Raw genomic sequence first — 25,243 nt, 5'->3', positions numbered from 1 at the left:
TGGGCGCCAATCTCATGCGCAGAAATGCTCACCCGTGATTTTCTAAACAGGCTCTAAGCCGTTAGCGCGATTAACACCCCCATAGTAACAATTGCCACGATCGTCGAAAAAAACACAGTCGACGCAGCTTCGCGTTCTCCCTTGTTTATTTGACTGGATAGAATTACAATAACTGACGCCGATGGCATGGCGAATGTCAGGACCGTCTCGCCTAAGTAGAAGGAGGGTAAGTGGGCCGCTATCGCCAAACCCCACGCGACAGCAGGGACAATAACATTACGAATCGCGACCGATGTTATCACCATCTTGTTCAAAATGGGCTTCATTAAGCACAGTAAAATTCCAGCGGCAAACATTGCTGCGCCGCCGGTCGTTTTTCCAAGCATAATAAATGAAGTGTCGATTAATTTCGGAATGGGAATACCCGACAAAACCCAAAAAAAGGCGGCCATAGGCGCCACTACAACGGGTTGCCTAAACGCCGAAATCAAATGAGAAATCCAATTTTCTGAATCACCCATGGTTTCCTTGTTATCGCCAGCGAGAAGGAAAAATACTACCGGAATCAATATTACGTTAATGGCAAGACTGGCGACAGAGACCGCAAGAGCGCTCTTTCCTCCAAAAAGGAACCCAAGGACAGCTGAGCCCACAAAAGGAACTGATGGATTACCCACCGCGAGCGCTTGTAGGGTTGCAAGAGAGATCGAGCGCTTGAATACGAAACGAGAAAATAAGTAAGTGAGAAAAAAGCTGCCTACCATCCACCCTATAATAATCGATGCGAAACCTCCCGAATTTAGAATTTGATTCCGATCAATTCTTGAAATACCCACAAATAGGTCCATAGGAAGAGCAAACTTAATTACCATCCGATTGATGGCGGTCGCGTGTTCTCTGTTGAACATCCCTAGCCGCGCGCCAAGGTACCCAAGCATCATCGATAGAACGACCGGAAAAATAGCTCCACATATCGTCTCTAGCATAATCTCTCTCTTTCCGGCGAAATTGCCTCGATGTGCGCAAGAAACAGCGTGACCGACAGCAAATCCGCACTACCGCCCGGGCTGATGCGCCTAGCGACGAACACATCGTCTAAATCGCGCAGCTCGCTCCGGAATTTAAGGAAATTTCCTGAATAGAATGTATTCAGGATATCAGACGCTTTCGCCTGAACAAATTTCAATCCAGAAAGACCAGATCTACAAATCACATTCGTGTCTTCGTTATGCGCCATCAAGCTCAACAAGGCGCCCAAGGCAGCGTCTTCTTTACAAGCGCCATTCAGAATAGCGTAATTATATGTTGGTAGAGAATGCTTCCGAACTGTAGCGAAACCGGATTCAGCCTCTCCACGCGCTCCCGCAAATCCGTAACGCAAATAAATTATTTCACCCGCAGTCTTGTTGATTTTGTGTCTTGCGTTCCCAAGATCCCGCGCAACAATTCCGGAACATAGAGTTGATACCTCGTTACAAATATCGAACCCGTGGCATTGCAACTTCGTGTTTGCAAGACGACCAACTGCACCACACAAAAGCGCCAATGAGAAAATTGCGCCTTTGTGAGTGTTAACGCCCCCGGTTGCCGAAAACATCGCTCGCTCACACGTCAGTCCACACGTTCTAAGCAGACTCAGTGTATCTGACGCGGACGCTCCACGGGTGCGTTCACCGCAAGAAAAAAAACTCCCGAAGAACGGCGAAATTGCCTCAATGCTGTCGATGAATAGACCATAATCCATATCTGTGTGAGCACCACAGTTTTCTCGATCAACGAGCCCAGGCTTCGGAGTCAGGTTAATCTCGCTCAGAAGGCAACTTCGCGCCAGATTCGATGTAAACTGGAGAACATTCATTGCCGACCGCACGATTTGAAGTCGGCGTAAATTGCATGCATGCGCTCATTCAACGCATGGAACGAATGCACACGTCCGCGGGAACATTCGTGTGCATTTTCGGCGCATAACAAGCACTTTCGTGGTGGCAAATCAAATTGCGCACGGGATACTACCGTCATACCAGGCCCTATGACATCGATATCCCACAAACGCCCGAGAGCATGACTGTCCTCAATCGCCACCGTTATTCGTTTAATTTGGGCTAAACTTCCGCCCTGGATCAAAAACTGACTATCGGGTCCCGCATCGGAATAAGTGACGTCACACTGCACGATTTCCATGTCCCGATCGCCGAAAAATTTATAAATCCAATTATTACATTCAGCGAAAAGATTGGAAATTAGTTCGCTGTTCTTATGAGGACCGGGCGATACGATTGTTGCGGATATGATAGGTAACCCGAATTGCTCAAGAAGAAGCGCCTGCCTTTCGGCCCTCTCCTCTCGAGCTTGCAAAATCAAATTCAACCTGCTCGGGCCCTTGATCATCCAGGGTATCTCCGAGAAACGTATTATTGCGCCACCTGACGGACTACGTCCACGACACTACCATCGCGATAGCGCACCACAGCCACAACCTTATCGGTGTACTCGATCGGCGACGGGGCTCCTGCCCGCTTGATCGCAAGATCACGCAGTTCCTCGATTTTCATGATAGGCAATTTCGCATCGTGCAGTCTTTTCTCAAGATCAGGATTATTCGGATTGACCGCAATGCCATGATCCGTGACGACGACGTCAACCGTCTCCCCCGGAGTTACTACCGTGTTGACCGTGTCCACCACGCACGGCATGCGGGCACGCAATAAAGGCGTGACTATCACCGTCAAATTTGCGGCCGCCGCGACATCGCAGTGCCCGCCAGACGCTCCCCGCAGGACCCCATCCGAGCCCGTCAGAACGTTCACGTTAAACGCCGTATCAACCTCGAGTGCGCTCAGTAACACTACATCAACCCGATCTACATATGCGCCTTTCGATGACGCGTTTGCATACTCGTTAGCTGAAATTTCAGTATGCGCCGTATTGTCTCTCAGTGATTGAGCTGCAACGACATCAAACGATTGTACGTCCGCGATCGCGCCGATCATGCCTTTATTGAGAAGATCAACGATCGGACCAGTTATCCCACCAAGCGCGAAGCTAGCCTTGATATTTTTCTCCACCATTTTTTCGCCTAGAAAAATGGTGGTGGCCGTAGCAGCGCCGCCCGATCCCGTTTGCAATGAAAAACCGTCTTTAAATGACGGAGAGTTCTCAATAACCGACGCCGCAATGCGTGCAAGAAGCAAGTCACGAGGATTTTTTGTAAGGCGCGCAGCCCCAACGCTAATGAGAGATGGGTCGCCAACCGCTTCAGTCGCTACAACCGCATCAACTTCGTCTTGGGAAAGGCTGGCAGGGTAATTTGGAAAATCGACCAGTTCCTGTGTTAACGCGATAACGTACTTTGCATATTGGGCGTCCACCTTTGCGTACCCCAGAGAGCCGCAACTCAATTCGCCGTGGCTGCCATTTGCGTTGCCAAATTCGTCTGCTGAAGCAACCCCAAGAAACGCAACATCGATCGAAATTTCCCTTGTTTGAATGAGATGGACTCGTCCTCCGTGTGAGTGCACCTGAACTGGGACGTCCATCAATCCATTCGAAATCGCCTCTCCCAACTCCCCACGCAAACCAGACGTAAATATCCGCGTGATCACGCCGGATCTTATGTATTCGACAAGACCGTCGTGACAGTTCAGGAGCGAACTGGACGCAATGGTCAAATTCTTGAACCCCATGTCAGACAGGACTTTTACTACCTGCATGACGACTTTGTCGCCTTCGCGAAAGGCATGATGGAAGGATATGGTTCCGCCGTCGCATAACCCAGACGCTTTGACAGCATCTTCAAGTGAAGGAAGTAATTTTCTGTGACGTTTGTCAGATTTCTTTTTCAATTGGGGAGAATTCTCAAAAACCCCCTCGAATTTTTGCAGTGAGTGTTCTTGCGCATAAACGTCAGCGCGTTGCTTATCATATGCCATGTCAATAAGCCTTAAGAGTTTTGTGCCAGTAGAAGAACACGCTCCGCTTCGTGTATGACAGGCGGATCAATCATTTTGCCATCCAGAGATACAACTCCTAATCCCTTCTCCCGTGCGTCTTTTGCAGCCTGAATAACTTTTTCTGCATGGTCGACGGCTTCTTTTGGGGGCGCGTAAGCCTTATGAAGAAGTTCAATCTGACGCGGATGAATCAGAGATTTCCCATTAAATCCTAAATTTTTTGCGATTTTCACTTCGCGCAAAAATCCTTCTTCGTCATTGACATCCCCGTAAGCAACATCGAATGCGTCTATCTTCGCAGCCCGAGCCGCATGTAAAACTGCCGCGCGAGCATAAAATAATTCAGGCTCACTGCCGGAACTACGCGACGTCTGCATATCGACCAGATAGTCAAATCCAGCCAATGCAATGGCAACCATTCTTGGTGTGCAGGCCGCTATGGCGACAGAATTTACGACTCCTATTGCCGATTCAATTGCCGCAATTATTTTTGTTTCCCCTACATTTCGCCCACAATTTTTTTCTATTATTTCTAATTTTTTTTCTATTTCTCTTACTTCTGAAACATTTTCAGTTTTAGGCAGGCGGATGACCTCGACGCCCCCTCTGACCGCCATATCGAGATCTTGCTCCCAAAAAGGTGTCTCCACCCCATTGATGCGTACAACGGTTTCGATCCCTGTGTATAAATTCGCTTTGAGCGTGTTAAATACTAACAGTCTCGCGGAATCCTTCTCTGTCAGGCTGACCGCATCTTCGAGGTCGAACATCACAGAATCAGGCTTATAGATATATGAATTCGACAACATTCCTGCATTATCACCGGGAATGAACATCATGCTGCGACGAAGTTTCATGACGGCACCTCAAACCTTGAGTTGGTTTCACCCGCTGCTCTATATGCTGCTGCTTCGACGCGGGCCTTGATTACACATTCCAAGGCGCCCTGGTCCCTTACTTCGATGACCGCGTCGCTCACCCCGCACATTGCTAAAGTATTTTTCACACACATTCTGATCGCCGACCCGAATTGCTTTTCAACCTTGCTTTGTAAAACAAGTTTCAATCCGATATCGTTATTTGGTGAAATAACGACAAGAACATCGCTGGATTCCAACGTCCCAGCCATCCCTTTTTTTATTATCTTCATGCAGCTCGATCCTCTCGCAGCGTATCGAAATTTCTTAAAAATGACAAAGTTGTTTCAGGGACTATTTTTTTAATTTCATCAAAGTTCCTTTTGCTTAGAAGCGCTCTGACTGCCGTTGCCGACACTATCGTGTCCCCGTATTCCAGCCTCTTTATTTCCTTTAACTTTATCGGGCGGCTATCGTAAGGATAAGTGTACAAATACTTCATCAACACACGATTATACATCGCCGTAGTCTTATCTATTGGCTCAGTGCCTACATATCGAACATCTATATCAAGAGTTGGCGCGATGTATTTCCGAAATAGAAGCGCGTCAACTGCTGATGCTTGTTCATTGATCTCTGCGGCATTTTTTAGAAAATACTGCGGAAAGGTTGCCCGCGATATTATGTAGTTTGAACCTGCGTGTACGATTACATTTGGAAGGTCAGATATACCTGCGCGAACCAACATCAGCCGATCATCGTACGGTATAAGCGACGCATTTTCTTTCACAAGAAACACGTGCACCCAATCACATTCCTTACTCGCCTGCTCAACCAGATAACGGTGACCGTTTGTGAACGGATTAGCATTCATCACCACACTGCCGATCCGAGATCCCGATTTTTTTTCTAAACTCAGCTTAGCGAGATAACTGGATAACCTGGCCGGGTTAAACTCCATAAACGAGACCTGTTCAGGAATTTCGATAATCGGAGAAAATCCCCACCCGCGAAATAGTCGCGAATTTTCGTATTTTGTGTACAGAAAGAAATCATCATACCCATCACCAAGACCAAATTTGACGACTTCAGTTCCTATCTTCAGACTCAAACCCGATCCGCGAAATGACTCATCTACGCCGACGCACTTGACTATATTTCGATCGAGGCCGGCGCAGCCCACAATGCGTCCGTCACCGTGATCGTACGCAACAACGAAAGTGTTTACGCCGCTATCTAATTTCAGGTGATTTGTGGACAGAAACGCTTCAAGCTGAGGCCGGACGGATTCCAGCCTTTCGCCATCCACCACATCTATTCGAGGATCGCCTCTTGTTATCATGAGCTAATTCGATGTCTTCACGTCGCTCGAGAAAATTTAATGATACTTCTGGACATCTGATCGGCCGCCCAGTTTGGCATCTTCCGCCACGGCGTGACTACCTCAGCGATATTTCCAGAAATTTTAACCGTCCGTCGTTGCTCCGTTCCCACCCATTCAGGCGCCCATGCAGTCTGGACAGTCGTCACCCACTGCTTTCCCTCAATCCGATACCGGCCGATGTATGCAACCAGCGTGTTCATGAGGTGCGCGCGGTCTTGATCTGACCTAGCTGGCTCGCGGCCAGTCCCCTCCAGGTTAAACGCCACCCACCCGTCAGCCGTAAAAATCACCCGACCTCGAGGCTCCTCGCCCATAGCGTCTATAAATTCGCCGGTGGCTTGCAGTTCAACCTGGTACGACACCAACTGCCACGTCCCAATTATCGCTCTTTCAAGCGACATCTCGTTGCTCGCAGATGTCTGAAGGGAGACGCTCATGCTCACCGCCTGTGCATTCTGTTCCGGTTGGCACGCACCTTACTCAGCCAGACATCTTTTGCCACAGTGCTGTGACGCAAATACATGTTGCGTTGGACGCAATTAAATTTTCACTCTCCTAGTGGTTAAAGAAGCTTCAAGTTTGTCAGGCGGGAGGGTGCATTTATGGCTTTGGACGACGTGACCGATTTGAGCTTCTTTGTGCAGTTGGTGGAAGCAGGCGGTGTGACTGTTTCAGCTGGTAGATTTGGCGTCTCGCCCGCAGCTGTTTCCCGCAGGTTAAGGCGGATTGAAGAACGCCTCGGCGTGACTCTGATAATCCGAAACACCAGGCACTTTCATTTGAGTGACGCCGGCCAGCTATACTACGACGGCGGCCTTAAACTAGTGACTGGAGCGGAGCGTCTCGAAGCTGAAATAATGACATCCGATCAGCTTCTAAGAGGCGCGCTTTCTATCGGGGCCCCTCTCGAACTCGGGAGGAATAAGTTAGCGCCCTTCATCGCTAAATTTGGCGAAAAACACCCGGAGCTTTTACTGAATTTGGCTGTCGCATCCGAAGGATCTTATAATTTCGACGATTACCTTGATATAATTATTCGCGTCGGACTACCTGAATCTCCAAGTGCAATAGTTACAAAAATCGCATCCACTTTTAGAGTTCTTTGCGCGTCACCTGACTATATTCAAAAATTTGGAGCACCGGTCACGCCACAAGACTTGGAATTGCATACGTGCCTCTGTCTGCGTCGGTATAAGACGATGGAACCCATCAGCCAATGGGCGTTAGAAAGTGATACCCATTCGCAGGTAGTAAATGTTACTCCAAAATTGAGTAGTACTAGCGCGGAAATAATTCACGATTGGGCAATTTCCGGCAAAGGAATTGCCTACAAATTACTTTGGGATGCACAAGACAGCCTTAAATCCGGAAGCCTTGTACATGTTCTTCCTGCCTATACAGGGGAAGCTGTTTCTTTGTATGCCGTTCTTCCGTCCCGCGACTATGTAAAATTGAGCGTAAGATTACTTCTTGACGAATTACGTGTCTATATAAGAGATGCAATTCAAAGTGGTGACACTTAGAAACAACTTTCTCCAAGCTCGGATGATAATTGGAATGAGGCAAATGCATGAGAAGCAGTTGCCTCGGTATCTTTCGTGTCGCGTTCGACGATGCATTAGAAGGATATCGTCGGAGCGACTGAGCACGACCTTGCTACGAGCGTGACGTCTTTACTTCACACTTCTCTGGTAATTTACTCGCAAATTTTCAGTTTTGTATCGAAGGCTCTATTCCGTTTAACTCATCAAGTTCCTTGCGCCAGTCGATGCCATTGCCTTGATCCACAAAACTACATGGAGCGTCGTAATTGCAATCCGCGAGCCCCACCCCGGCGTATAACTTTGTCCGTGAAGAATGCCATTAGGCGTTGGATTTCATCGTATCCGCGCGCGACATAGTATTCGCGCCGCTCTACATTACAGCAGCGCAGACAGTCGGTGTCGACACTACCCCATTGGGCCTACTTTAGATCTCCTCCGCTACACGGACCTAAAACTACCCGCTTCACCCTTCAAATCGAAAGCTTGTTGGCTAGCGCCAACCAACCTTCAGGTTCGTCGATCAAAGCCAGCCAATCATATTGATGTCCCTGACTGCCATAGGTGGAACTGAACACCGTCTTGATAATGCGGGTGGCTGGCCCGGCATCGGCCCGCCCGGCCTCTTCTTTGGCGTAACTCGCCCCCGCCTGCTCCACGACATCACGTCGCTGCGCCTGATAGGCTGTTTTCGCGAAATGCCGCGTCAGAAGCCCTCCAGCACCCTTGTTGCGAGCCAGGTATTGCGCCTCCTGCTGGGATTGCTGAGGAATATGCCGACGCGCAGCCCCGGTCGTGTTCTGGTCCAGATCGTGATTGAACCCAGCCTGTTCGATCGTCGCACGAAAATGAATGTAAGCCGCAGCCACGTAGATATTCGTCGATTCATCCGACGGAACCGGGCTGTTGTGATTTTCCTGATCGAAGATTTTTTTGAAGAATTTCAGCCAATCCGGGGAGAGTTTATCGAGAGATTTATATGTGCTGGCCGCAATCTGCACACCTCCGCCGACCTGTTTGGCGACGGTGCTGATATCCACCCCCTGCCCGTAGACGAGGCCAGCGCCATGCGGGGAAGCTCCGGCGAAGAAATCAGCCGTCTTTTTGAAGATTTTTTTTGTCTTTGATTCCTTTACGTTATTCAAGGAGTCTTTCAGTTTTTTATCTTCACCCGCATCTAACTGGATATTGTGAAGTTTATAGCGTTTTACGGAAGTACTCGTGAGCGACAGTATCGCCTTGGTCAACTGCGCGACGTCGACGACAGTTTTTGGGCGCAGAAAAATACTTAACAGCGACGCCAGAGAACTTGCCGTCTGTCGCTTCGAACGACGCTTGAAATACGAAATGGTGTTGTATGGCGTTGAAGACTGCGCTCCCTTGTACGGCTCCATGCTGAGATAAGGGTTGGGAATATATATTTTGGCGTCGCCATAGATCGTGGCGTGAGCCCATCCGCCTTTGCAGTACCCACGAACGCGAGTGTATGCATCTTCGAATGCTGTAAAGACTCCTAGGCCGGATGAGGACATATTGAATGCCGTGGCCACCTGATCCGGGGTCTTGCCGAAAAAGCTCGCGAACCCGATAATGCTAAATACCTGCGAAGAATAATCACAATAGTCGATGATGCGTTGATTAATGTCGCCACGCTCCGCCATCACGCTCTTATGTTTGATGATGCGCTCGACAATGGCCTTACAGTCCGGTGCGGTCGTCAACGTCATTCCAGGCGTGAAGGCCGCTTCCAGAGCCCCTACCTTTCGCGGCCCTGCATTGATGGTTCCCCACGCGGAACTGCCGCCGATCGTGCTGACCATCCTGTCTCTCCCGCTGTCTGTCGGACCGTTTTCACAACTCGGTGCGCATTTTAACGACACATTATCGTAAGCTGCTATTGTAATTGCGTTACAATCGTCAGATTCAGAAGATTAATGATCTCAACGGGAGACTGGAGCGCCCACTGCCGAAGGGCCGGTGAACCGCGACGGTCCATAAACCTCTCGCGCACGACGAATGAATGCCGAGACCATCAAGCGTACAGCCTCGTTGAACACCACGCCGATCGCCGCCTGCAACAATCTCGAACGAAATTCGAAGTCGACAAAGAAATCGACCAAACAACCGTTCGGATCGGGCGAAAATGTCCAGACGTTGTTCAAATACCGAAATGGCCCCTTCTCATAGGTCACTCGGATACATTTTGGCCGGTCAAGCGACACACGCGACGTGAACGTCTCACGAAACGGCCCGAAACCAACGGTCAGATCCGCGACAAGCTCGCTCGTCGTGCGTGTACGCACGCGCACATTGACGCACCATGGAAGAAACTGCGGATAGCGCCCAACATCCGCAACAAGGTCGAAAACTTCTTCAGGGGTGTAATTAAGAACCCGCCGCTCGGCATGCGTAGGCATCAGACAGCGTCCACCCCCGGCGCTGTCTTCCTGTCACGGAGCAGCGCCTCGCGTGCAGAGCGCAGGGCGGCGAAATCCGCGTCGGCGTGATAGGAAGAGCGCGTTAACGGGGTCGCGCTGACCTGCAGGAAGCCTTTTACCCGCGCCATCGTCGCGTACTCGCCAAACTCATCGGGCGTCACGAACCGGGCGACGGCCGCATGCTTCACTGTGGGCTGCAGATACTGACCCATCGTGATGAAATCGACGTCCGCGATGCGGAAATCGTCCATCACCTGCGCCAGTTCCATCTTCTCTTCGCCAAGCCCGAGCATCAGGCCGGACTTCGTGAAAATCGACGGATCGATCTGCTTGACGCGATCGAGCAGGCGCAGCGACTGATAATAGCGGGCGCCTGGGCGGATGGTCGGATACAGACGCGGCACCGTCTCGATGTTGTGGTTGAACACGTCCGGCTTCGCCGCGACGACCACTTCCAGCGCGCCGGGCTTGCGCAGGAAGTCAGGGGTCAGAATCTCGATCGTCGTTTCCGGCGACGCAAGGCGTATTGCCGCGATCACCTGGGCGAAATGCTCTGCTCCACCATCGCGCAGATCGTCGCGGTCGACAGAGGTGATGACGACATGGCGCAGACCGAGCTTGGCGACCGCATCGGCCACCCGCTGCGGCTCGTCATGATCCAGCGCGTTCGGCAGGCCGGTCGTGACGTTGCAAAAAGCGCAGGCGCGCGTGCAGATCTCGCCCATGATCATCATGGTCGCGTGACGTTGCGTCCAGCATTCGCCGATGTTCGGGCACGCAGCCTCTTCACAGACCGTCACGAGCTTGTTGTCACGCATCAGCTTGCGTGTCTCGTGGTAGGTCGGATGATTCGGCGCCTTGACCCGTATCCAGTCCGGCTTACGCGCAATCGGATTGTCGGGCCGATGCGCCTTCTCGGGATGCCGCGCGCCAGCGCCGCTCTTACGATGATCGATCAGAACGCGAGTGCTCATGAGACCCCAGTTGCCGCAACGCCAGTCCAGACTGAGAAGTGCGGCGGCGGGCGTCGATCGTCAAGCGCCGACTGGACCGCAAGACCGCGCCGCCGCGCGCCAGACGCTCACAAACCGCGGAATTCCGCCGTCCGACAGCGCTCGGACGCAAGGCCGCGCACGCAAGCTTGAGCGCTTGGCCGAGCGCGCTCACGTCGTTTGGCTCCCGCCTTCGGCCATTCTATAGTGTCTGGGTGACTACGCCATCCCATCTCGATCGCCTGAACCCGGAACAACGCGCCGCCATTGAAACGACGGAAGGGCCGCTGCTCGTCCTCGCAGGCGCGGGAACCGGCAAGACGCGCGTCCTGACCACCCGCTTCGCCCATATCCTCCTGTCGGGACGAGCGAAGCCGTGGCAGATTCTCGCCGTCACCTTCACCAACAAGGCGTCGCGCGAAATGCGCGAACGCATCGCGACGTTGCTGGGGGAGCCGGTCGAAGGGCTCTGGCTCGGCACGTTCCACGCGTTGTGCGCGCGTATGTTGAGGCGTCACGCCGATTATGTCGGACTGACAAGTTCATTCACGATCCTCGACACCGACGACCAGCTCCGCCTGCTGAAGCAGGTCGTCGAGCCATGGCGCGTCGACGTGAAAAGATGGCCCCTGCCAGGCCTCCTTGGCGTCATCCATCGCTGGAAGGACCGCGGCCTGACGCCCGAGCGGGTTACGCCCTCCGAAGATACGGAATACGCCGACGGCAACGCGCGGGCGATCTACGCCGCCTACCAGACGCGGCTGCGGGAACTCAACGCCTGCGATTTCGGCGACCTGATGCTCCATATGACGGAGATCCTTCGCTCGCGCCCCGACGTGCTGGAACAATATCAACGCTCTTTCCGCTATATTCTGGTGGACGAGTATCAGGACACCAATACGATCCAGTATCTCTGGCTCCGTCTGCTCGCCAAGCGCCCGGACGGATCGTCCAACATCTGTTGCGTCGGAGACGACGATCAGTCGATCTATTCCTGGCGCGGCGCCGAGGTCGAAAACATCCTGCGCTTCGAGACCGACTTTCCCGGCGCGAAGATCGTGCGCCTCGAACGCAACTACCGCTCCACAGCCCAGATTCTTGGCGCCGCGTCCGGGCTGATCGCCCATAACGACGGACGTCTGGGCAAGACCCTTCGTCCCGGACGCGACGACGCCGAAGGCGAACCGGTTCGCATTGTCGGCGTATGGGATTCCGACGCCGAAGCGCGAACCGTATGTGAACGTATCGAAGCCTGGCGACGCGACGGGCACGCGCTCGGCGAATTCGCCATTCTCGTTCGCGCAGGGTTCCAGACCCGCGCCTTCGAGGAACGGCTGGTCCAGACCGGCATCCCCTATCGTATCGTCGGCGGCCTGCGTTTCTACGAACGCGCCGAAATTCGCGACGCAATGGCCTATATGCGCGTCATGCACCACCCGGCGGACGATCTGGCGTTCGAGCGCATCGTCAACACGCCGAAACGTGGCGTCGGACCAGCGGCGTTACAGAAGCTGCACGCCGCCGCCCGCCCTGCCCGCATGGGGTTGACGCAGGCGGCGCGCGACCTGATCGGCGGCGGTGCGATGCGCGGCAAGACGGCCGAAAACATCGCAGCCCTGCTCGACAGGCTCGACGAGGCGCGGACACTGGTGGAGCGCGAGGGCCACGTGGTCGCGGTCGGCGCGCTGCTTGAAGAAAGCGGCTATCTCGACATGTGGCGCAACGACACGTCTCCTGAAGCGCCCGGCCGTCTGGAAAACCTCAAGGAACTTGTACGTGCGCTGGCGGATTTCGGATCGCTGGGTGAATTTCTGGAGCATGTTGCGCTCGTCATGGACGCGGAAGGCGCGGCGGAAGAAGCCCGCGTCTCCGTGATGACCCTGCACGGCGCGAAAGGCCTCGAATTCGACACGGTGTTTCTCCCCGGCTGGGAGGAAGGCGTCTTTCCCTCCCAGCGCACGCTCGATGAGGGCGGCGAAAAGGGGCTGGAGGAAGAGCGCCGCCTCGCCTACGTGGGCGTCACTCGCGCCCGCCATCGGGCGATCATCTTGCACGCGGCCAACCGGCGTATCTACGCGAACTGGCAGGAATCAACGCCAAGCCGCTTCCTCGACGAATTGCCTGACGAGTATGTCGAGCGCGAAGGCGAGGTCGCCTCCCGGCAGGCCCGACGCGATTACAGCGGCTATTTCAGCACCAGCGTTTTTTCGGACGGCGGATCCACATCCCTGTCCCCGCTTGTCGCCAAACGCCGCAAGCTGGCGGAGGCGCTGGCCGCCGAAGCACCGACGCTTGAAATAGGCTCACGCGTGTTTCACCAGAAATTCGGCTATGGCGTCGTGATAGACGCCGATCGCGGCGCAGCCGAGGTTGCGTTCGAAAAATCCGGGTCCCGCCGCGTCATGGCGTCGTACCTCGAACTCGCGCCCGACTAAACGCTGTTTTTCGTGTAATTCGCCTGATCATTGTCCCGTTCACCAGCAAGGAGCCTTCCATGACTGTCACGCGCCGGCGGCACGCGACCGAGCTTGAGACCATCGCCGTGACTGTCCACGAGGCGTCTGTCGAGGCGTATGAGAGCGCCATCGGCATGATCTGCACGACTGTCGGCATCTTCGAAGTCGACGAGGCTGAACGCTTCTGGCGCGTCGAGGGCGTGAAGGACGTGGGGTATGGCGAAGAGGAACTCGCGTCGGCTCTGGCGATCGCGGCGCTGACCAGCGGTGAAGACGCCACGCTGGAGCGGACGCGCACCGAGACTGAAGGGTGGCTGGCGCGCACCTATGAATCCTTTCCAGCCCAACCGGTGGGAGAGCGTTTCCTCGTGCAGGGATCGCACCTTGATACCGCCCCAGAGGCCGGGCGCATCACCATCACGCTCGACGCGGGCGTCGCCTTCGGGTCGGGGGAGCACGGCTCCACGCGCGGGTGCCTTCGCGCACTGGAGCTGATCGCATATCGCAAACCCCGCCGCATTCTCGATCTCGGCTGCGGCTCCGGCATTCTCGCCATGGGCGCCGCCGCGCTGCTGAAGCGACCGGTTCTGGCGACCGACATCGATCCATGGTCGGTGCGCGTCTCGGCGGAAAACGCCGCGCGCAACCAGTTGTCACGCCGCGTCACCTGCCGCCTCGGCAACGGGTGGTCCACGCCAGCGATCCGCCACGCGGCGCCATACGATCTGGTGTTCGCCAACATCCTCGCCCGCCCGCTCTGCCTGATGGCCCATAGCCTGGCGGCCAATCTGGCGCCCGGCGGCATCGCCATTCTCGCCGGGTTGCTGAACAAGCAGGTCCGCATGGTGCTCGCTGCTCACCGGCGACAGGGGCTGGTTCTTGAGAAGCACCTGCGCGAGGGCGACTGGGGCACGCTGATCCTCCGCAAACCCTACGACAGGAAACCCTGATGACCGTCACGACGCGACCAGCGACGACCGAGGATGTCGCCGACATCCTGTGGCTGACCAATCAGGCGATCAACGAGACAACCGCCATTTGGGTCTCCACGCCGATGACGCTGGAACAGCGCCTCTCCTGGTTCGAACAGCGACAGCGTGACGGATTTCCCGTAATTATTGCAGAAGAAAACGGAAAGACCCTTGGCTTCGCGTCATACGGAGCGTTCCGCCCTTACGAAGGTTACGTCCATACGGTCGAACATTCCGTCTACGTCCACCCGGAATCACAGGGCAAAGGCGTGGGGCGCGCACTGCTGGACACGCTGATCGCCGAAGCGCAACGAGCCGGACTTCACGTGATGGTGGCCGCGATTACTGCGGACAATGCGGCGTCAATCGCGCTCCATGAACGCTGCGGCTTCGAGCACGCCGGGGTAATGCCCGAGGTCGGAACGAAGTTCGGTGGCTGGCTGGATCTTCTGTTCATGTATCGCCGCCTGTCGACGCCATGACCGCTCCCGCCCCTTTTCGTTGCCGGTGGGCGGAAACGAACGACCTTCTGCGCGTCTATCACGACGAGGAGTGGGGCGAGCCGGTGCGGGACAGCCGGGCGCTATGGGAAACCCTCATGCTCGAAGGGTTTCAGGCTGGGCTGTCATGGCTCATCGTGCTTCGCCGCCGGGAAACCCTGCGCGCGGCCTTTCGTGGTTTCGATCCAGAGATCGTAGCGCGCTTCGGGCCTGAGGATGTCGAACGCCTGATGGGCGATCCCGGCGTCATCCGCGCGCGGGCGAAGATAGAGGCCGCGATCGGCAACGCGCAGGCCTATCTCGCCATGCGCGAGAAAGGCGAGGATTTCGCCGCTTTCACATGGGGCATGGTTCCCGACGCGCCAATTGTAAACAGGACGGGCGTCGTCCTTGCCCAGTCGCCCGCATCCGTTGCTATGTCGAAGGCGTTGAAAGCGCGCGGGTTCCGCTTCGTCGGACCGGTGGTCGTCTATGCGTGGATGCAGGCCGTGGGCATGGTGGACGACCATGACCCGAACTGCTTTCGCTGCGAAGCAAACCGCGTGAAGCACGCCTAGGCGCATTTTTTTTGAAACTATCGCGACCCGACTTGAGTTGTCAGTTCGATAATCCGCCTCAAAACAACGCTCCCCGGAACAGCTTGAACTACACTCCAGACTGCGTGCTAACTGGGCACACAGGAAAACATAGCTTACGTCAGCCAAATCCCAAACGAGGCCGCGTCATCCATACTGCATGACGACCATCCACCCGCTCCCTCCATCACCGCCATTCTGATAAGTTGTGCCCGGAGACACGCAAGCGCCGGAGCCGCCCGAACCCAATTCGCCCGCATTACCGGTCTGGCCCGCTCCAGCTTCCTCTCCGCCACTATAGGGAGAACGATTGCCTCCCATACCGCCATATCCGAAGAAATAATTTTCGGAAATGCCAACAGCAAGCCCTGACTGCCCGCCCTGTCCCTTGGACGATACGATAACGGTGACGCCTGATGTCGTAACAACCTGCGGGTTTCCGCCCACGCCCGCACCGCCGATCACAGCCTCTCCGGATCCTGTGCCAATCACGCCCCCGAAACCGCCGCCGAGCGTTACGAAGCTGCCTATGGACGAAGGACCACCACTGTTACCGCTCATCGCGCCTGCGGAAGACTGCCCGCCCCGACCACCGCAACCAAGCGATACGGTCAGGGGGAACGAGACAAGCGACGGGTCGATCGCCAGCAAAGCATAAGCGCCGGCGCCGCCGCCGCCGCCGATTCCCGCCTGCGTAGCAGTACAGGTCGGACAACCGCCGCCCCCGCCGCCGCCTGCCGACATAGCAATGATGACCCTCTTGCAGCGCGACTGAACGCTGAGCGAAAATGTATTCGCACCGCCCGCCGTCGCAGACGGACCGACATAAGACTGAATGCTCAAAAGATTTCCGGAAGCCCAGGACCCAACGAAAGCGGTCGTGGCCAGTAAAGTGGACTGATCGCCTGCAGTCGGCGTCGGCGCACGCGGCGAACCAGTGAACAGCGGCGAATCTTTTGGCGCCAATTGCGGAATGGTGGGATAAAACAGCGCACTATTGGCCAGAGAAATCATGGACTGCGTCACCGCAGTCGCATTCGCAGGCAGCACAACGCTCCAGATCAGAATGCCGCCATCAACCGGGGGCGCTGTCGTAACCTCCAGAGTAGCGACCGCCGCCCTGATCGTCGCCTGTGAAGCGCCGTCTCCATTCTGTCCCGCAAGCGTCAGACTGTCGTCCGACGCATCGACATAACGCAACAACGTTGCGTTCGTATCTGCTGATGACAACGTTGCAGAAATATAAAACGTCTGGGCTGCGCTCGTAGCGCTGAGCGTGAAGGAGGCTCCGGAGCTCACATATTGCCGGACAACCTGCGCGCTGTCCGCCGCCAGAGATCCATATGCATCAGCGTCAATAACGGTGACTTCGTTGATGTGCCCACTCGCAACAGTAACGACAAGATCCTGCCCGCTGCACGTCGCAGCGAACCCGACGGCAAAAGGCCCCGCCGTTCCGATTGTTGCGCTAAGTGCGTTTCCTATAGCAATTTCAGTGTTGCGTTGAGCGATAAGCGTGTCAGTATCGGATATCACCTGACCTGGATAAACGATTACGCGATCCATGGTGTCTTTAAATCCACTATAAAAGGAAAATTTTATGGAAATCGTGATTAAGGCCAGCATAACCGGCACCGCAGAAATTCTTGGAAATATTTATTAGCAGTACAGAGGGAGGTTCTTGAAATATTTCTCGGCCTGAGCAATCTCAATCAGCGTTCTGTCTCCGAACTTGACCGCCGAAATTTTTCCCTCTGCGAGCAACTTGTAGCAAGACGTTCTACCAATACCAAATATTTCACAAAATTGCTTAACAGAACAGTATTTTTTAAAAATATCATTGGAAGAAACTTCAATCATCTGAATCTTTCCGGCGAAATGAAATGACCGCAACCTTCGGGTCGCCCCAAATTCCGCGCACATGCTGCTGACGTCCAGGCAGCGATTATTCCCGATAAAATCAGCTATGCCCGGAGCGGCCAAACGCGACCGCACCTGCATATTGAACGTCCCTAACGAGCAGTGATGAAAAAACGTTCGATAGCGGACAATGCCGGAAACATCCGATCACGTAACCACAGGCGAACGACGCCTTGCTGCCCTTGAAAGAAGGCAGCGTCCCCTCAACCGGCCATCAGCAAAGCCGCGCCAGCTTTACGCTGCTTCCAACCCAGTTTCGTCGGATGATCCGACGAAACTCACAACACACCGTGAAGTCAAGAAATCCCTTTATTAAGATTTATGATTACTCATACGGCGATAAACCAGCGGCGCATCGGCGCTCTCGGCGATCGCGGCGTCGATCAGACCTCTGTCTGGTGAGCGGCGACAAACCGGGTCGGTGGCGGTCGCGTCTCCCAGCAAGGCAAGAGCCTGACACCGGCAACCACCCCAGTCTTCCTCTCGCCTGTCGCACGTGCGGCACGGCGCAGGCATCCAGTCTACGCCGCGAAAGCGGTTGAACAAATCTGACTTTGTCCAGATGGATTCAAGACTATCCTCAAGAACCGTTGGGAAGCTGACACCCGGAATCGTTTCCGCGGCGTGACAGGGCAGCACACGACCGGTTGGGCTGATGTTGATGAAGCGCTGGCCCCAGCCACCCATGCACGGCTTGGGCTCGTCCGCATAATAATCCGGCGTGACGAAGTCTATCGCCATCTCCCCGCCGAAGCGCGCTCGCGCGGAAGCGACGTCCCTTTCGCTCTGCTCAAGTTGCGCCCGCGTTGGCAGGAGCGTCGCGCGATTCTTCAAACCCCAGCCGTAATACTGCGTGTGAGCGATTTCCACCCGGCGCGCACCCAATTCCTCCGCCAGATCGAACATCTGCGGAATACGTTCCACATTCAGACGATGAACAACAAAATTCAACGTCAGCGGCACGCCCTGAGCGACAATCACCCGCGCCGCCTCCAGCTTCCGCGCCTGTGCGTTTTTCATGCCCCCTATCAGATCTGCGCCTTCCGGCGTGACGTCCTGAAATGAAAGCTGAACATGATCCACGCCCGCATCGACCAGCGGTATGAAAGACGCCTCATCCAGAAGAATACCTGACGTGATCAGGTTCACATACAGACCTGCTTTCGCCGCCCTTCGCACCAGTTCTGGAAGATCCTTGCGCGCCATTGGCTCGCCACCGGAAAAATGCGCCTGAAGAACACCTAGATCCGCCGCTTCGTCCAGGACACGCATCCACACGTCCGTCGGAAGCTCGTTCCTGACGTTTTCAAGCGCGAGCGGATTGGAGCAATACGGACACTGAAGCGGGCAGCGATGCGTCAGCTCCGCCAGAAGACTCATAGGAAACGGAATTGTCATGATTTGCACACGAGAACCTGACGCGCCGTCAGCTCCTCAACCATGTCGATTACATCACGCGCAATCACGTCTCGAGGCGCATCGTAAGCCGTCGCCAGAGCGTCAATGATCATCGCCAGCGTTGCGTCTCCGTCAACGCGCTGAAGAATAGAAGCCGCGATAGAATCTACAATGAAAGCGCGCTCCGGCGCCTGCACGATCCACTGGTCGCGAACCCTGTCGCGCTGCAAACGAACGCCCCGCAGAAAACTGGGAATTCTGGCCTCCAGGTCAGCGCTCATCGTGTGGACCTACCCTGCGTGCGGCGCGAATGCGCCGGGCGGGACAAAGCCGGGCGTCACATATGCATAATCCAGAGCGTCCAGCATCGACCACAGCACGCCGCACTTGAAGCGCAACGCGTCCATTACCGCCTGCTGCTGTTCCACCGTCCGGGCATGCTCCTTCACATAAAAAAGCGCGAAGTCAGAATCACGTGGCGCCTGCGTGAGACGCGGCGTGAAATAGGCGAGTGTTTCCTCAGTGATGAAGCTGTAATTTCGCAGCATTCCCGACACACGTTCGCTGATGATGTTCGGCGAGAAGAGTTCGGTAAGAGACGACGCAATCGCCTCAAGTATCGAACGCTCTCCGACGAAATGGACGTAGGCGTCGACGGCGAAGCGCGTGCCGGGCAAAAGACCGTCCAGCGATTCAACATAGTTCCTGTCCAACCCCAACCCGTCGGTCAGACGCAGCCAGCGCGCGACGCCGCCCGTTCCGGGCTCCGTGCCGTCGTGATCCTCGATGCGGCGGCGCCACTCCCGCCGCAGTTCCGCAGTCGGCAACCGGGCAAGCAACGTGGCGTCCTTGGCCGGAATACGGGCCTGATAATAATACCGGTTAAGCGCCCAGGCCTGCACCTGCGCCTTGCTCAGCCTGCCGTCATGCAACGCGCGGTGAAACGGATGCAGGTTGTGATAGCGCTCGGCGCCGATGGCGCGAAGAGCCGCCTCGAGTTCGTCCGGGGTCAGAAGCCTGTCGCTCACAACTCGATCCTCATGCCATCAAAAGCCACGTCCCAACCATTGCTTTCCACTTGCGTCCGTTCAGGCGAGTCCGCCAGCAGGATGGGATTCGAATTGTTGATGTGGATAAAAACCTTGCGTTTCACATCGAGATCGCTGAAGGCGTCGATCACGCCATCCTGTCCACTCACCGACATATGCCCCATACGGCGCCCCGTCTTCCGCCCCAGACCAGCACGGATCATTTCGTCATCCTGCCAAAGCGTGCCATCGAACATCACAAGGTCCGCGCCCCTGACCCTCTCGCAAAGCGCATCGGTCATACGCGCGCAGCCCGGTATGTAAAACACCCGAACATCTCCATCGGTGATTTCCAGCCCGGTCGTCTCGCCATTTTCAACCACGGCCGCCGGATTTTCGCCCTTCTCAGCATAGAGCGGCACTTTCCCCGGAGCCGCGAACAGGCGAGCCTCAAGAGTCTGCAACGTCAAAGGCTCGTCGAGCGCCATGGCGTGGCGGCCAACGATCCCCCGGTTCAAAGCTTCAAAAATGGGATTTGCGTCGATTTGTTCAAGAACCTGAGCCGTCGCAAACAGATCAAACGGTTCGCGCTCACGGAGCGTCAACAACCCCGCAATGGTGTCGACCTCCGCGCCAGTCAGAACCACGCTGGCGATGGGGGTAGACCGCAGCCCATGCTTCGGCTGCAACTCCAGCGTTGAGTTGATCTGTTGCCGGATATCGGGAGAAGCGTTCACCACATGCCACCGCTCTCCATCGCCAGAAAAAGCGATTGACGCCTGTGTTCTGGCTGGCGCGGCGGGATCGCCCGACCGCGCGCGATTGCAGGAGGAAGCATTGGAGTTCCACTGAGGGAAACCGCCTCCGGCGGCAGCCCCTAGCACAATCACTTTAAGCATGCCGGTGGCTATAAACGTAAAACGCCGCCAGCGCGAGGCGCCGACGGCGTTTCAAACCTTAAACGCTGTGCTCGGGTCTTACTTCTTCTGACCGCAAACATAGCTGTTGATCTCCGCGCCCAGGGGCACTTCGGTGATCTTCGGTGTGTTCCATGCCATAGCTGTGATCCTCCTTCGAAGTTAGACTCCGGCGAACTATAATCCGCCGCCTGTCGGCATGGCGTCACGAAGTCGTGAACTCTGTCGAATACTCCTTAATCCCACGCTCAACAGCTCACAGCACCCTCAACGAAAAGACGGTCAGACCCGACACATCGCCACGCCTCTCCCCTTTGCTCTAGGGTCTTGTCACGGGGCGCTTTCCCGCCCGACCTCGTTTTGTTGCCGCACCAGGAGTTGACCCACCGCCATGCCCGACGCTTCACCGGCCCGAACCACCGAACTCGCCCGTCGGCTCACCGCCTTGCGAGCCATTATCGCTGAAGAGGGGCTCGACGGGCTGATCGTCCCAAGGAGCGACGAGTATCTGGGAGAATACGTACCGGCCAGCGCCGAGCGACTGGCGTGGATCAGCGGCTTCACCGGCAGCGCCGGCGTTGCCGCGATTTTGAAGGAGCACGCCGCCGTTTTTTCCGATGGTCGCTACATCACCCAGATGGATGACGAGGTCGACGCCTCCGTTTGGGAAAAGCAGCATATCACGGAGACCCCGCCCCGTGACTGGCTGTCCTCCCAGACTCAATCGGGCGAGTTGGCCCGAATAGGGTACGACCCGCGCGTGATGAGCCGCGCCGCGCGCGATGCCTTGCAAAGCAGCTGCATCGAACTCGTCCCCACGTCCCGCAATCTGATCGACGCTATCTGGTCCGATCGCCCGGCGGAACCGCTCTCCCCGGCCATTATCCAGCCACTGGAATTCTCCGGAGTCAGCAGCACCGAAAAGCGGGCGGAACTGGCGGAGGCGCTTGCCGCCTCAGGGCACGATGTCACAGTCATCAGCGACACGACGTCCATTGCGTGGCTGCTCAACATCCGTGGCACTGACGTGCCCAGTACGCCCGTAACCCTCAGCACCGCGTTGCTTCACCGCGACGGGCGGGTCGACCTGTTCATCGACGAGCGGAAGTTCAGCCCGGAAATTCGCCAATGGCTTGGTAATGAGGTCGGCATCCGTGCACCGAAAGAGTTGACCGAAGCGTTGTCCGCACTATCCGGCAAGACGGTCGCTCTCGATCCAGCCGGAACGCCCGTCTGGTTCGAGCAAACCCTTACCGCCGCCGGAGCCAAGACTGTCGACGTTCCCGACCCGTGCGCATTGCCGCGTGCGCGTAAAAATCGCGTCGAGCAGGAGGGCGCGCGGACGGCTCACGTCCGCGACGCGGTGGCGGTCTGCCGTTTTCTGCACTGGCTCGAAAGCTCCGCCGTTGGCTCCACGGAGTTGGACGCCGCGGCCCGCCTACAGGCTTTTCGCGCAGAGGCGCCGGAATATCGCGACGATTCTTTCACTGCGATCTCCGGCGTAGGGCCGAACGGCGCGATCATGCATTATCGGGTGACGCCGGAGTCCAGCCGACCGATCGGCGCAGACATGGTCTACCTGATCGATAGCGGCGGGCAGTATCCGGACGGCACGACCGACATCACGCGCACGGTCTGGACCGGCCCGAACGAGCCGCCAGCGGAGATCAAATCCTGCTTTACCCGCGTTCTCAAGGGTAACCTGCTGCTGGCGCGCGCCGTATTCCCAGTCGGAACCACGGGACATGCGCTCGATTCGCTTGCGCGTTACGCATTGTGGCAGGCCAGACTCGACTTTGACCATGGAACCGGTCATGGCGTCGGCAGCTACCTTTCGGTTCACGAAGGGCCACAGAGAATCGCAAAGGCGCCTAACGCTATCGCGCTGGCCCCGGGCATGATCGTCTCCAACGAGCCCGGGTACTACCGGCCCGGCGCCTTCGGGATCAGACTCGAGACCCTGCTTCTGGTCTGCGAACCGGAGATCGGTCCGGACGGCAAAGCCTTCCTTTCATTCGAAACGCTGACTCTCGCGCCCTTTGATCAGCGTCTGATCGACATCGACGTTCTTGGTGAGGAAGACGCCCGGATTCTCGACGCGTATCACGCTCACGTCCTCGCGAGCGTTGGGCCGCTTCTGCCATCCGACGAACGGTCGTGGCTCGCGCATGCCTGCTCTCCCATCAAGAGGAAGTGAAAACACGCGATTGCGCATCGCGCTCCGACGCGATGCAAGGCAGAACAGGCGGCGGATGCAAGGGAGCTTATAGATGACGAACACCAAGACTATCCCCGCCACGCTGATCGCCGGCGATGGCATCGGCCCCGAGATTATGGATTCGGTGGTCGAAATCCTCGACGCGGTCGACGCGCCGTTCGCTTGGGAAGCCCACCTGGCGGGCATGGCCGGCGTTGACGCCGTCAACGACCCCCTGCCGAAGCAGACGATCGAAAGCATCCGCAAGACAGGCCTGGCCATCAAAGGCCCGCTCACCACCCCGGTAGGCGGCGGCTTCAAGTCCATTAACGTCACGCTGCGTCAGGAGTTCGGCCTTTATTCGAACCTGCGTCCGACGAAGTCGATCATTCCGGGCAGCCGCTTCGAGAACATCGACCTTGTGATCGTCCGCGAGAACCTCGAAGGCTACTATGCGGCGATCGAGCATGTGATCCCTCTGGACGGCGATCCGCGCGCCATCGCGATGAGCGGCGGCTTCCTCTCCCGCAAAGAGTGCAACCGCATCGTCCGTTTCGCCTTCGACTACGCCCTGAAAAACGGCCGCAAGAAGGTGACGCTGGTCCACAAGGCCAACATCATCAAGCAGATGTGCGGCCTGTTCCTCGAAGAGGGCCGGAAGGTCGCCGAAGAGTACAAGGGCCGCGTTGAGGTTGACGAGCGTATCGTCGACGCCTGCGCGATGCAGCTCGTCACAAACCCGTGGCAGTTCGACGTTATCGTGACGACGAACCTGTTCGGCGACATCCTCTCCGACCTGACGGCGGGCCTCGTCGGCGGTCTGGGCATGGCCCCGGGCGCAAACATCAGCGAGAAGGCCGCGATCTTCGAGGCCGTCCACGGCTCCGCGCCTGACATCGCGGGCAAGGGCGTTGCGAATCCTCTGGCGCTCCTGCTTGCCGCCGTCATGATGCTGCGCCACGTCGGTCGGCAGGATCTGGCTGATCGCATCGACGCCGCGATCGCCAAGGTCATCACCGCCGGTGAAGTTCGCACCCGCGATCTGGGCGGCACCGCCGGAACGAAGGATCTGACCGCAGCGCTGAAGCAGGCGGTGTCCTAAGCTTCTTCGCCACGGCCAAGCCACTTTGAAGCCGCGTCGACATCTGTCGGCGCGGCTTCGTCGTATACGGAGCCTGATTGCCCCATCATCAGCCCTGGTCGGCCAAATAGATGAAAATAAGCCATATTTACCTGACGGTTACGCTTCCGTGACAGGCTTTCGCCACATAAGCGACACGGAGCCTAAAGTCAGTGAAGACCGCCCACGGGCTCACCGGATCATCGCGTAGACGCCTCACCCGCATGACCTCCACCGGTTCCGAAGATCGTTTTCTTTCACCGATGCTGGCCCCACGATTTGCCCTGGATACAAAGACGCTTAGCGGCGCCGACCTTCACCTCGATATCGCCGGACTGACGGCGCGTAGCGCACGGCGAAAACGGAGCGATGCGCTGTGGGCGTCCATAGTTGAAAGTGGCTGCTCCATCGCAGCGCGGCTACCGGCTCACTGCCGTCTTGCGTTACCACTCGACTCCGTTGAGACGCCACCTGACGACTTGATCCTTCATCTGGCGACGTCACTCGCCGCCACGAAGCTGGACGCCTCACGGCTTGAACTCGAATTTGGTGAGAACACGCTCGCGTCTGAAAACGACGACCTGTTCTACGCTTTGGCGGCCCTGCACGACCTCGGTGTGGGGTTGGTGTTCGCCGGACTGGGCGCAGGCGTGACCAGCCTCACTCTCTTACGAGACCGTGCTTTCACCGGTCTGCTGAGCGCTCTGAAACTCGACCGGCAGATTCTCCTGCGGCCTCATACCGTCGCGAAAGCCGAGCCGCCGCTCATCCGCGCCATCGTCCGATTCGGCGCCGACTTCGGACTTGCTACCCGCGCAGACGGCGTCGATTGCCCCGAGACACTCGCCTTCCTGACGGACATCGGTTGCGCCGAAGGGCGGGGCACGGCGCTAGGGCATGCCGAAACTGTGCCCTGCTTCCTCTCCACCCACGGGTTCCGCGGCAAAGCGCACGACGAAGATTAAAGCCACCAGGCCGACACTGGACAGGGCGAATGAC

The 25,243-nt window shown here is 56.6% G+C and carries 26 protein-coding genes; 8 read left to right on the top strand and 18 right to left on the bottom strand.

Annotated elements, in window-relative coordinates; genetic code table 11:
- Positions 1-53 precede the first annotated feature (53 nt).
- The 8 genes from J2D73_RS18015 to J2D73_RS17980 are packed head-to-tail and all read right to left on the bottom strand — an operon-like array spanning position 54 to position 6,628.
- The gene (locus J2D73_RS18015) at positions 54-986 is read right to left on the bottom strand and encodes an AEC family transporter (protein ID WP_207883618.1); all 933 of its coding nucleotides are present in this window, start codon (positions 984-986) and stop codon (positions 54-56) included.
- A complete protein-coding gene (citG, locus tag J2D73_RS18010) occupies positions 980-1,858 on the bottom strand; it encodes a triphosphoribosyl-dephospho-CoA synthase CitG (RefSeq protein WP_207883616.1) in 879 nt (292 codons plus the stop codon). The genes J2D73_RS18015 and citG overlap by 7 nt, the downstream gene beginning before the upstream one ends.
- Entirely contained in the window at positions 1,855-2,388 is a 534-nt protein-coding gene (citX, locus tag J2D73_RS18005) for a citrate lyase holo-[acyl-carrier protein] synthase (RefSeq protein ID WP_207883614.1), read from the bottom strand. Before citX ends, citG begins: the two co-directional genes overlap by 4 nt.
- A gap of 23 nt (positions 2,389-2,411) precedes the next feature.
- Positions 2,412-3,929 carry a citrate lyase subunit alpha gene (gene citF, locus J2D73_RS18000; RefSeq protein WP_207883612.1) on the bottom strand — a complete coding sequence of 506 codons (1,518 nt, stop codon included), beginning with the start codon at positions 3,927-3,929 and terminating at the stop codon, positions 2,412-2,414.
- A gap of 11 nt (positions 3,930-3,940) precedes the next feature.
- Entirely contained in the window at positions 3,941-4,807 is an 867-nt protein-coding gene (locus J2D73_RS17995) for an aldolase/citrate lyase family protein (RefSeq protein WP_207883610.1), read from the bottom strand.
- Entirely contained in the window at positions 4,804-5,100 is a 297-nt protein-coding gene (gene citD, locus J2D73_RS17990) for a citrate lyase acyl carrier protein (protein ID WP_207883608.1), read from the bottom strand. The genes J2D73_RS17995 and citD overlap by 4 nt, the downstream gene beginning before the upstream one ends.
- A complete protein-coding gene (citC, locus tag J2D73_RS17985) occupies positions 5,097-6,149 on the bottom strand; it encodes a [citrate (pro-3S)-lyase] ligase (RefSeq protein ID WP_207883607.1) in 1,053 nt (350 codons plus the stop codon). Before citC ends, citD begins: the two co-directional genes overlap by 4 nt.
- Before the next feature lie 17 nt (positions 6,150-6,166).
- Positions 6,167-6,628 carry a lipocalin-like domain-containing protein gene (locus J2D73_RS17980; RefSeq protein WP_207883605.1) on the bottom strand — a complete coding sequence of 154 codons (462 nt, stop codon included), beginning with the start codon at positions 6,626-6,628 and terminating at the stop codon, positions 6,167-6,169.
- A gap of 165 nt (positions 6,629-6,793) precedes the next feature.
- On the opposite strand from J2D73_RS17980, the gene J2D73_RS17975 reads away from it, so the two are divergent.
- On the top strand, positions 6,794-7,714 hold the full coding sequence (locus tag J2D73_RS17975; protein WP_207883603.1) for a LysR family transcriptional regulator: 921 nt from the start codon (positions 6,794-6,796) through the stop codon (positions 7,712-7,714).
- A gap of 491 nt (positions 7,715-8,205) precedes the next feature.
- On the opposite strand, the gene J2D73_RS17970 is transcribed toward J2D73_RS17975, so the two are convergent.
- The 3 genes from J2D73_RS17970 to lipA form a co-directional block, all read right to left on the bottom strand.
- Positions 8,206-9,552, bottom strand: a complete 1,347-nt coding sequence (locus tag J2D73_RS17970) for a hypothetical protein (protein ID WP_207883601.1) — start codon at positions 9,550-9,552, stop codon at positions 8,206-8,208.
- Between the two features lie 120 nt (positions 9,553-9,672).
- Positions 9,673-10,149: a type II toxin-antitoxin system RatA family toxin gene (locus J2D73_RS17965; protein ID WP_086642983.1), complete on the bottom strand. Its 477-nt coding sequence runs from the start codon at positions 10,147-10,149 to the stop codon at positions 9,673-9,675.
- Positions 10,149-11,144, bottom strand: coding sequence for a lipoyl synthase (gene lipA, locus J2D73_RS17960; RefSeq protein ID WP_207883599.1), 996 nt, complete (start codon positions 11,142-11,144; stop codon positions 10,149-10,151). The genes J2D73_RS17965 and lipA overlap by 1 nt, the downstream gene beginning before the upstream one ends.
- A gap of 233 nt (positions 11,145-11,377) precedes the next feature.
- Between lipA and J2D73_RS17955 the strand changes: the two genes are divergently transcribed.
- The 4 genes from J2D73_RS17955 to J2D73_RS17940 are packed head-to-tail and all read left to right on the top strand — an operon-like array spanning position 11,378 to position 15,646.
- Positions 11,378-13,597 carry a UvrD-helicase domain-containing protein gene (locus J2D73_RS17955; RefSeq protein ID WP_207883597.1) on the top strand — a complete coding sequence of 740 codons (2,220 nt, stop codon included), beginning with the start codon at positions 11,378-11,380 and terminating at the stop codon, positions 13,595-13,597.
- A 59-nt stretch (positions 13,598-13,656) separates the two neighbouring features.
- Positions 13,657-14,568 carry a 50S ribosomal protein L11 methyltransferase gene (locus J2D73_RS17950; protein WP_207883595.1) on the top strand — a complete coding sequence of 304 codons (912 nt, stop codon included), beginning with the start codon at positions 13,657-13,659 and terminating at the stop codon, positions 14,566-14,568.
- Complete coding sequence (locus tag J2D73_RS17945; protein ID WP_207883593.1) at positions 14,568-15,071, top strand: GNAT family N-acetyltransferase; 504 nt, start codon at positions 14,568-14,570, stop codon at positions 15,069-15,071. The genes J2D73_RS17950 and J2D73_RS17945 overlap by 1 nt, the downstream gene beginning before the upstream one ends.
- Positions 15,068-15,646 carry a DNA-3-methyladenine glycosylase I gene (locus tag J2D73_RS17940; RefSeq protein WP_207883591.1) on the top strand — a complete coding sequence of 193 codons (579 nt, stop codon included), beginning with the start codon at positions 15,068-15,070 and terminating at the stop codon, positions 15,644-15,646. The genes J2D73_RS17945 and J2D73_RS17940 overlap by 4 nt, the downstream gene beginning before the upstream one ends.
- A 165-nt stretch (positions 15,647-15,811) precedes the next feature.
- Here J2D73_RS17940 and J2D73_RS17935 read toward each other — a convergent pair whose 3' ends face one another.
- The 7 genes from J2D73_RS17935 to pqqA form a co-directional block, all read right to left on the bottom strand.
- On the bottom strand, positions 15,812-17,230 hold the full coding sequence (locus J2D73_RS17935; protein ID WP_207883589.1) for a glycine-rich domain-containing protein: 1,419 nt from the start codon (positions 17,228-17,230) through the stop codon (positions 15,812-15,814).
- Positions 17,231-17,323: 93 nt separating this feature from the next.
- Positions 17,324-17,665 carry a helix-turn-helix domain-containing protein gene (locus tag J2D73_RS20910; protein WP_243430074.1) on the bottom strand — a complete coding sequence of 114 codons (342 nt, stop codon included), beginning with the start codon at positions 17,663-17,665 and terminating at the stop codon, positions 17,324-17,326.
- A gap of 231 nt (positions 17,666-17,896) precedes the next feature.
- Complete coding sequence (gene pqqE / locus J2D73_RS17925) at positions 17,897-18,982, bottom strand: pyrroloquinoline quinone biosynthesis protein PqqE (protein ID WP_243430073.1); 1,086 nt, start codon at positions 18,980-18,982, stop codon at positions 17,897-17,899.
- A complete protein-coding gene (gene pqqD / locus J2D73_RS17920) occupies positions 18,979-19,263 on the bottom strand; it encodes a pyrroloquinoline quinone biosynthesis peptide chaperone PqqD (protein ID WP_207883587.1) in 285 nt (94 codons plus the stop codon). The genes pqqE and pqqD overlap by 4 nt, the downstream gene beginning before the upstream one ends.
- 9 nt (positions 19,264-19,272) lie before the next feature.
- Positions 19,273-20,010: a pyrroloquinoline-quinone synthase PqqC gene (gene pqqC, locus J2D73_RS17915; protein WP_207883585.1), complete on the bottom strand. Its 738-nt coding sequence runs from the start codon at positions 20,008-20,010 to the stop codon at positions 19,273-19,275.
- The gene (gene pqqB, locus J2D73_RS17910; RefSeq protein WP_207883583.1) at positions 20,007-20,909 is read right to left on the bottom strand and encodes a pyrroloquinoline quinone biosynthesis protein PqqB; all 903 of its coding nucleotides are present in this window, start codon (positions 20,907-20,909) and stop codon (positions 20,007-20,009) included. The genes pqqC and pqqB overlap by 4 nt, the downstream gene beginning before the upstream one ends.
- 78 nt (positions 20,910-20,987) lie before the next feature.
- A complete protein-coding gene (pqqA, locus tag J2D73_RS17905; RefSeq protein WP_010666882.1) occupies positions 20,988-21,068 on the bottom strand; it encodes a pyrroloquinoline quinone precursor peptide PqqA in 81 nt (26 codons plus the stop codon).
- Positions 21,069-21,318: 250 nt separating this feature from the next.
- Here pqqA and J2D73_RS17900 point away from each other — a divergent pair, with 250 nt between their 5' ends.
- The 3 genes from J2D73_RS17900 (at position 21,319) to J2D73_RS17890 (ending at position 25,209) form a co-directional block, all read left to right on the top strand.
- Entirely contained in the window at positions 21,319-23,124 is a 1,806-nt protein-coding gene (locus J2D73_RS17900; protein WP_207883581.1) for an aminopeptidase P family protein, read from the top strand.
- A gap of 73 nt (positions 23,125-23,197) precedes the next feature.
- Positions 23,198-24,226, top strand: a complete 1,029-nt coding sequence (locus J2D73_RS17895; RefSeq protein ID WP_207883580.1) for an isocitrate/isopropylmalate dehydrogenase family protein — start codon at positions 23,198-23,200, stop codon at positions 24,224-24,226.
- A 191-nt stretch (positions 24,227-24,417) separates the two neighbouring features.
- A complete protein-coding gene (locus tag J2D73_RS17890; protein WP_207883578.1) occupies positions 24,418-25,209 on the top strand; it encodes an EAL domain-containing protein in 792 nt (263 codons plus the stop codon).
- The last annotated feature ends 34 nt before the right edge of the window (positions 25,210-25,243 follow it).

Origin of the sequence: Acetobacter sacchari, assembly GCF_017377715.1 — a bacterium.
GTDB classification, from domain to species: domain Bacteria; phylum Pseudomonadota; class Alphaproteobacteria; order Acetobacterales; family Acetobacteraceae; genus Acetobacter; species Acetobacter sacchari.
Note: the sequence above shows the minus strand (reverse complement) of the source record. Positions and strands in the feature narration are given on the sequence as shown.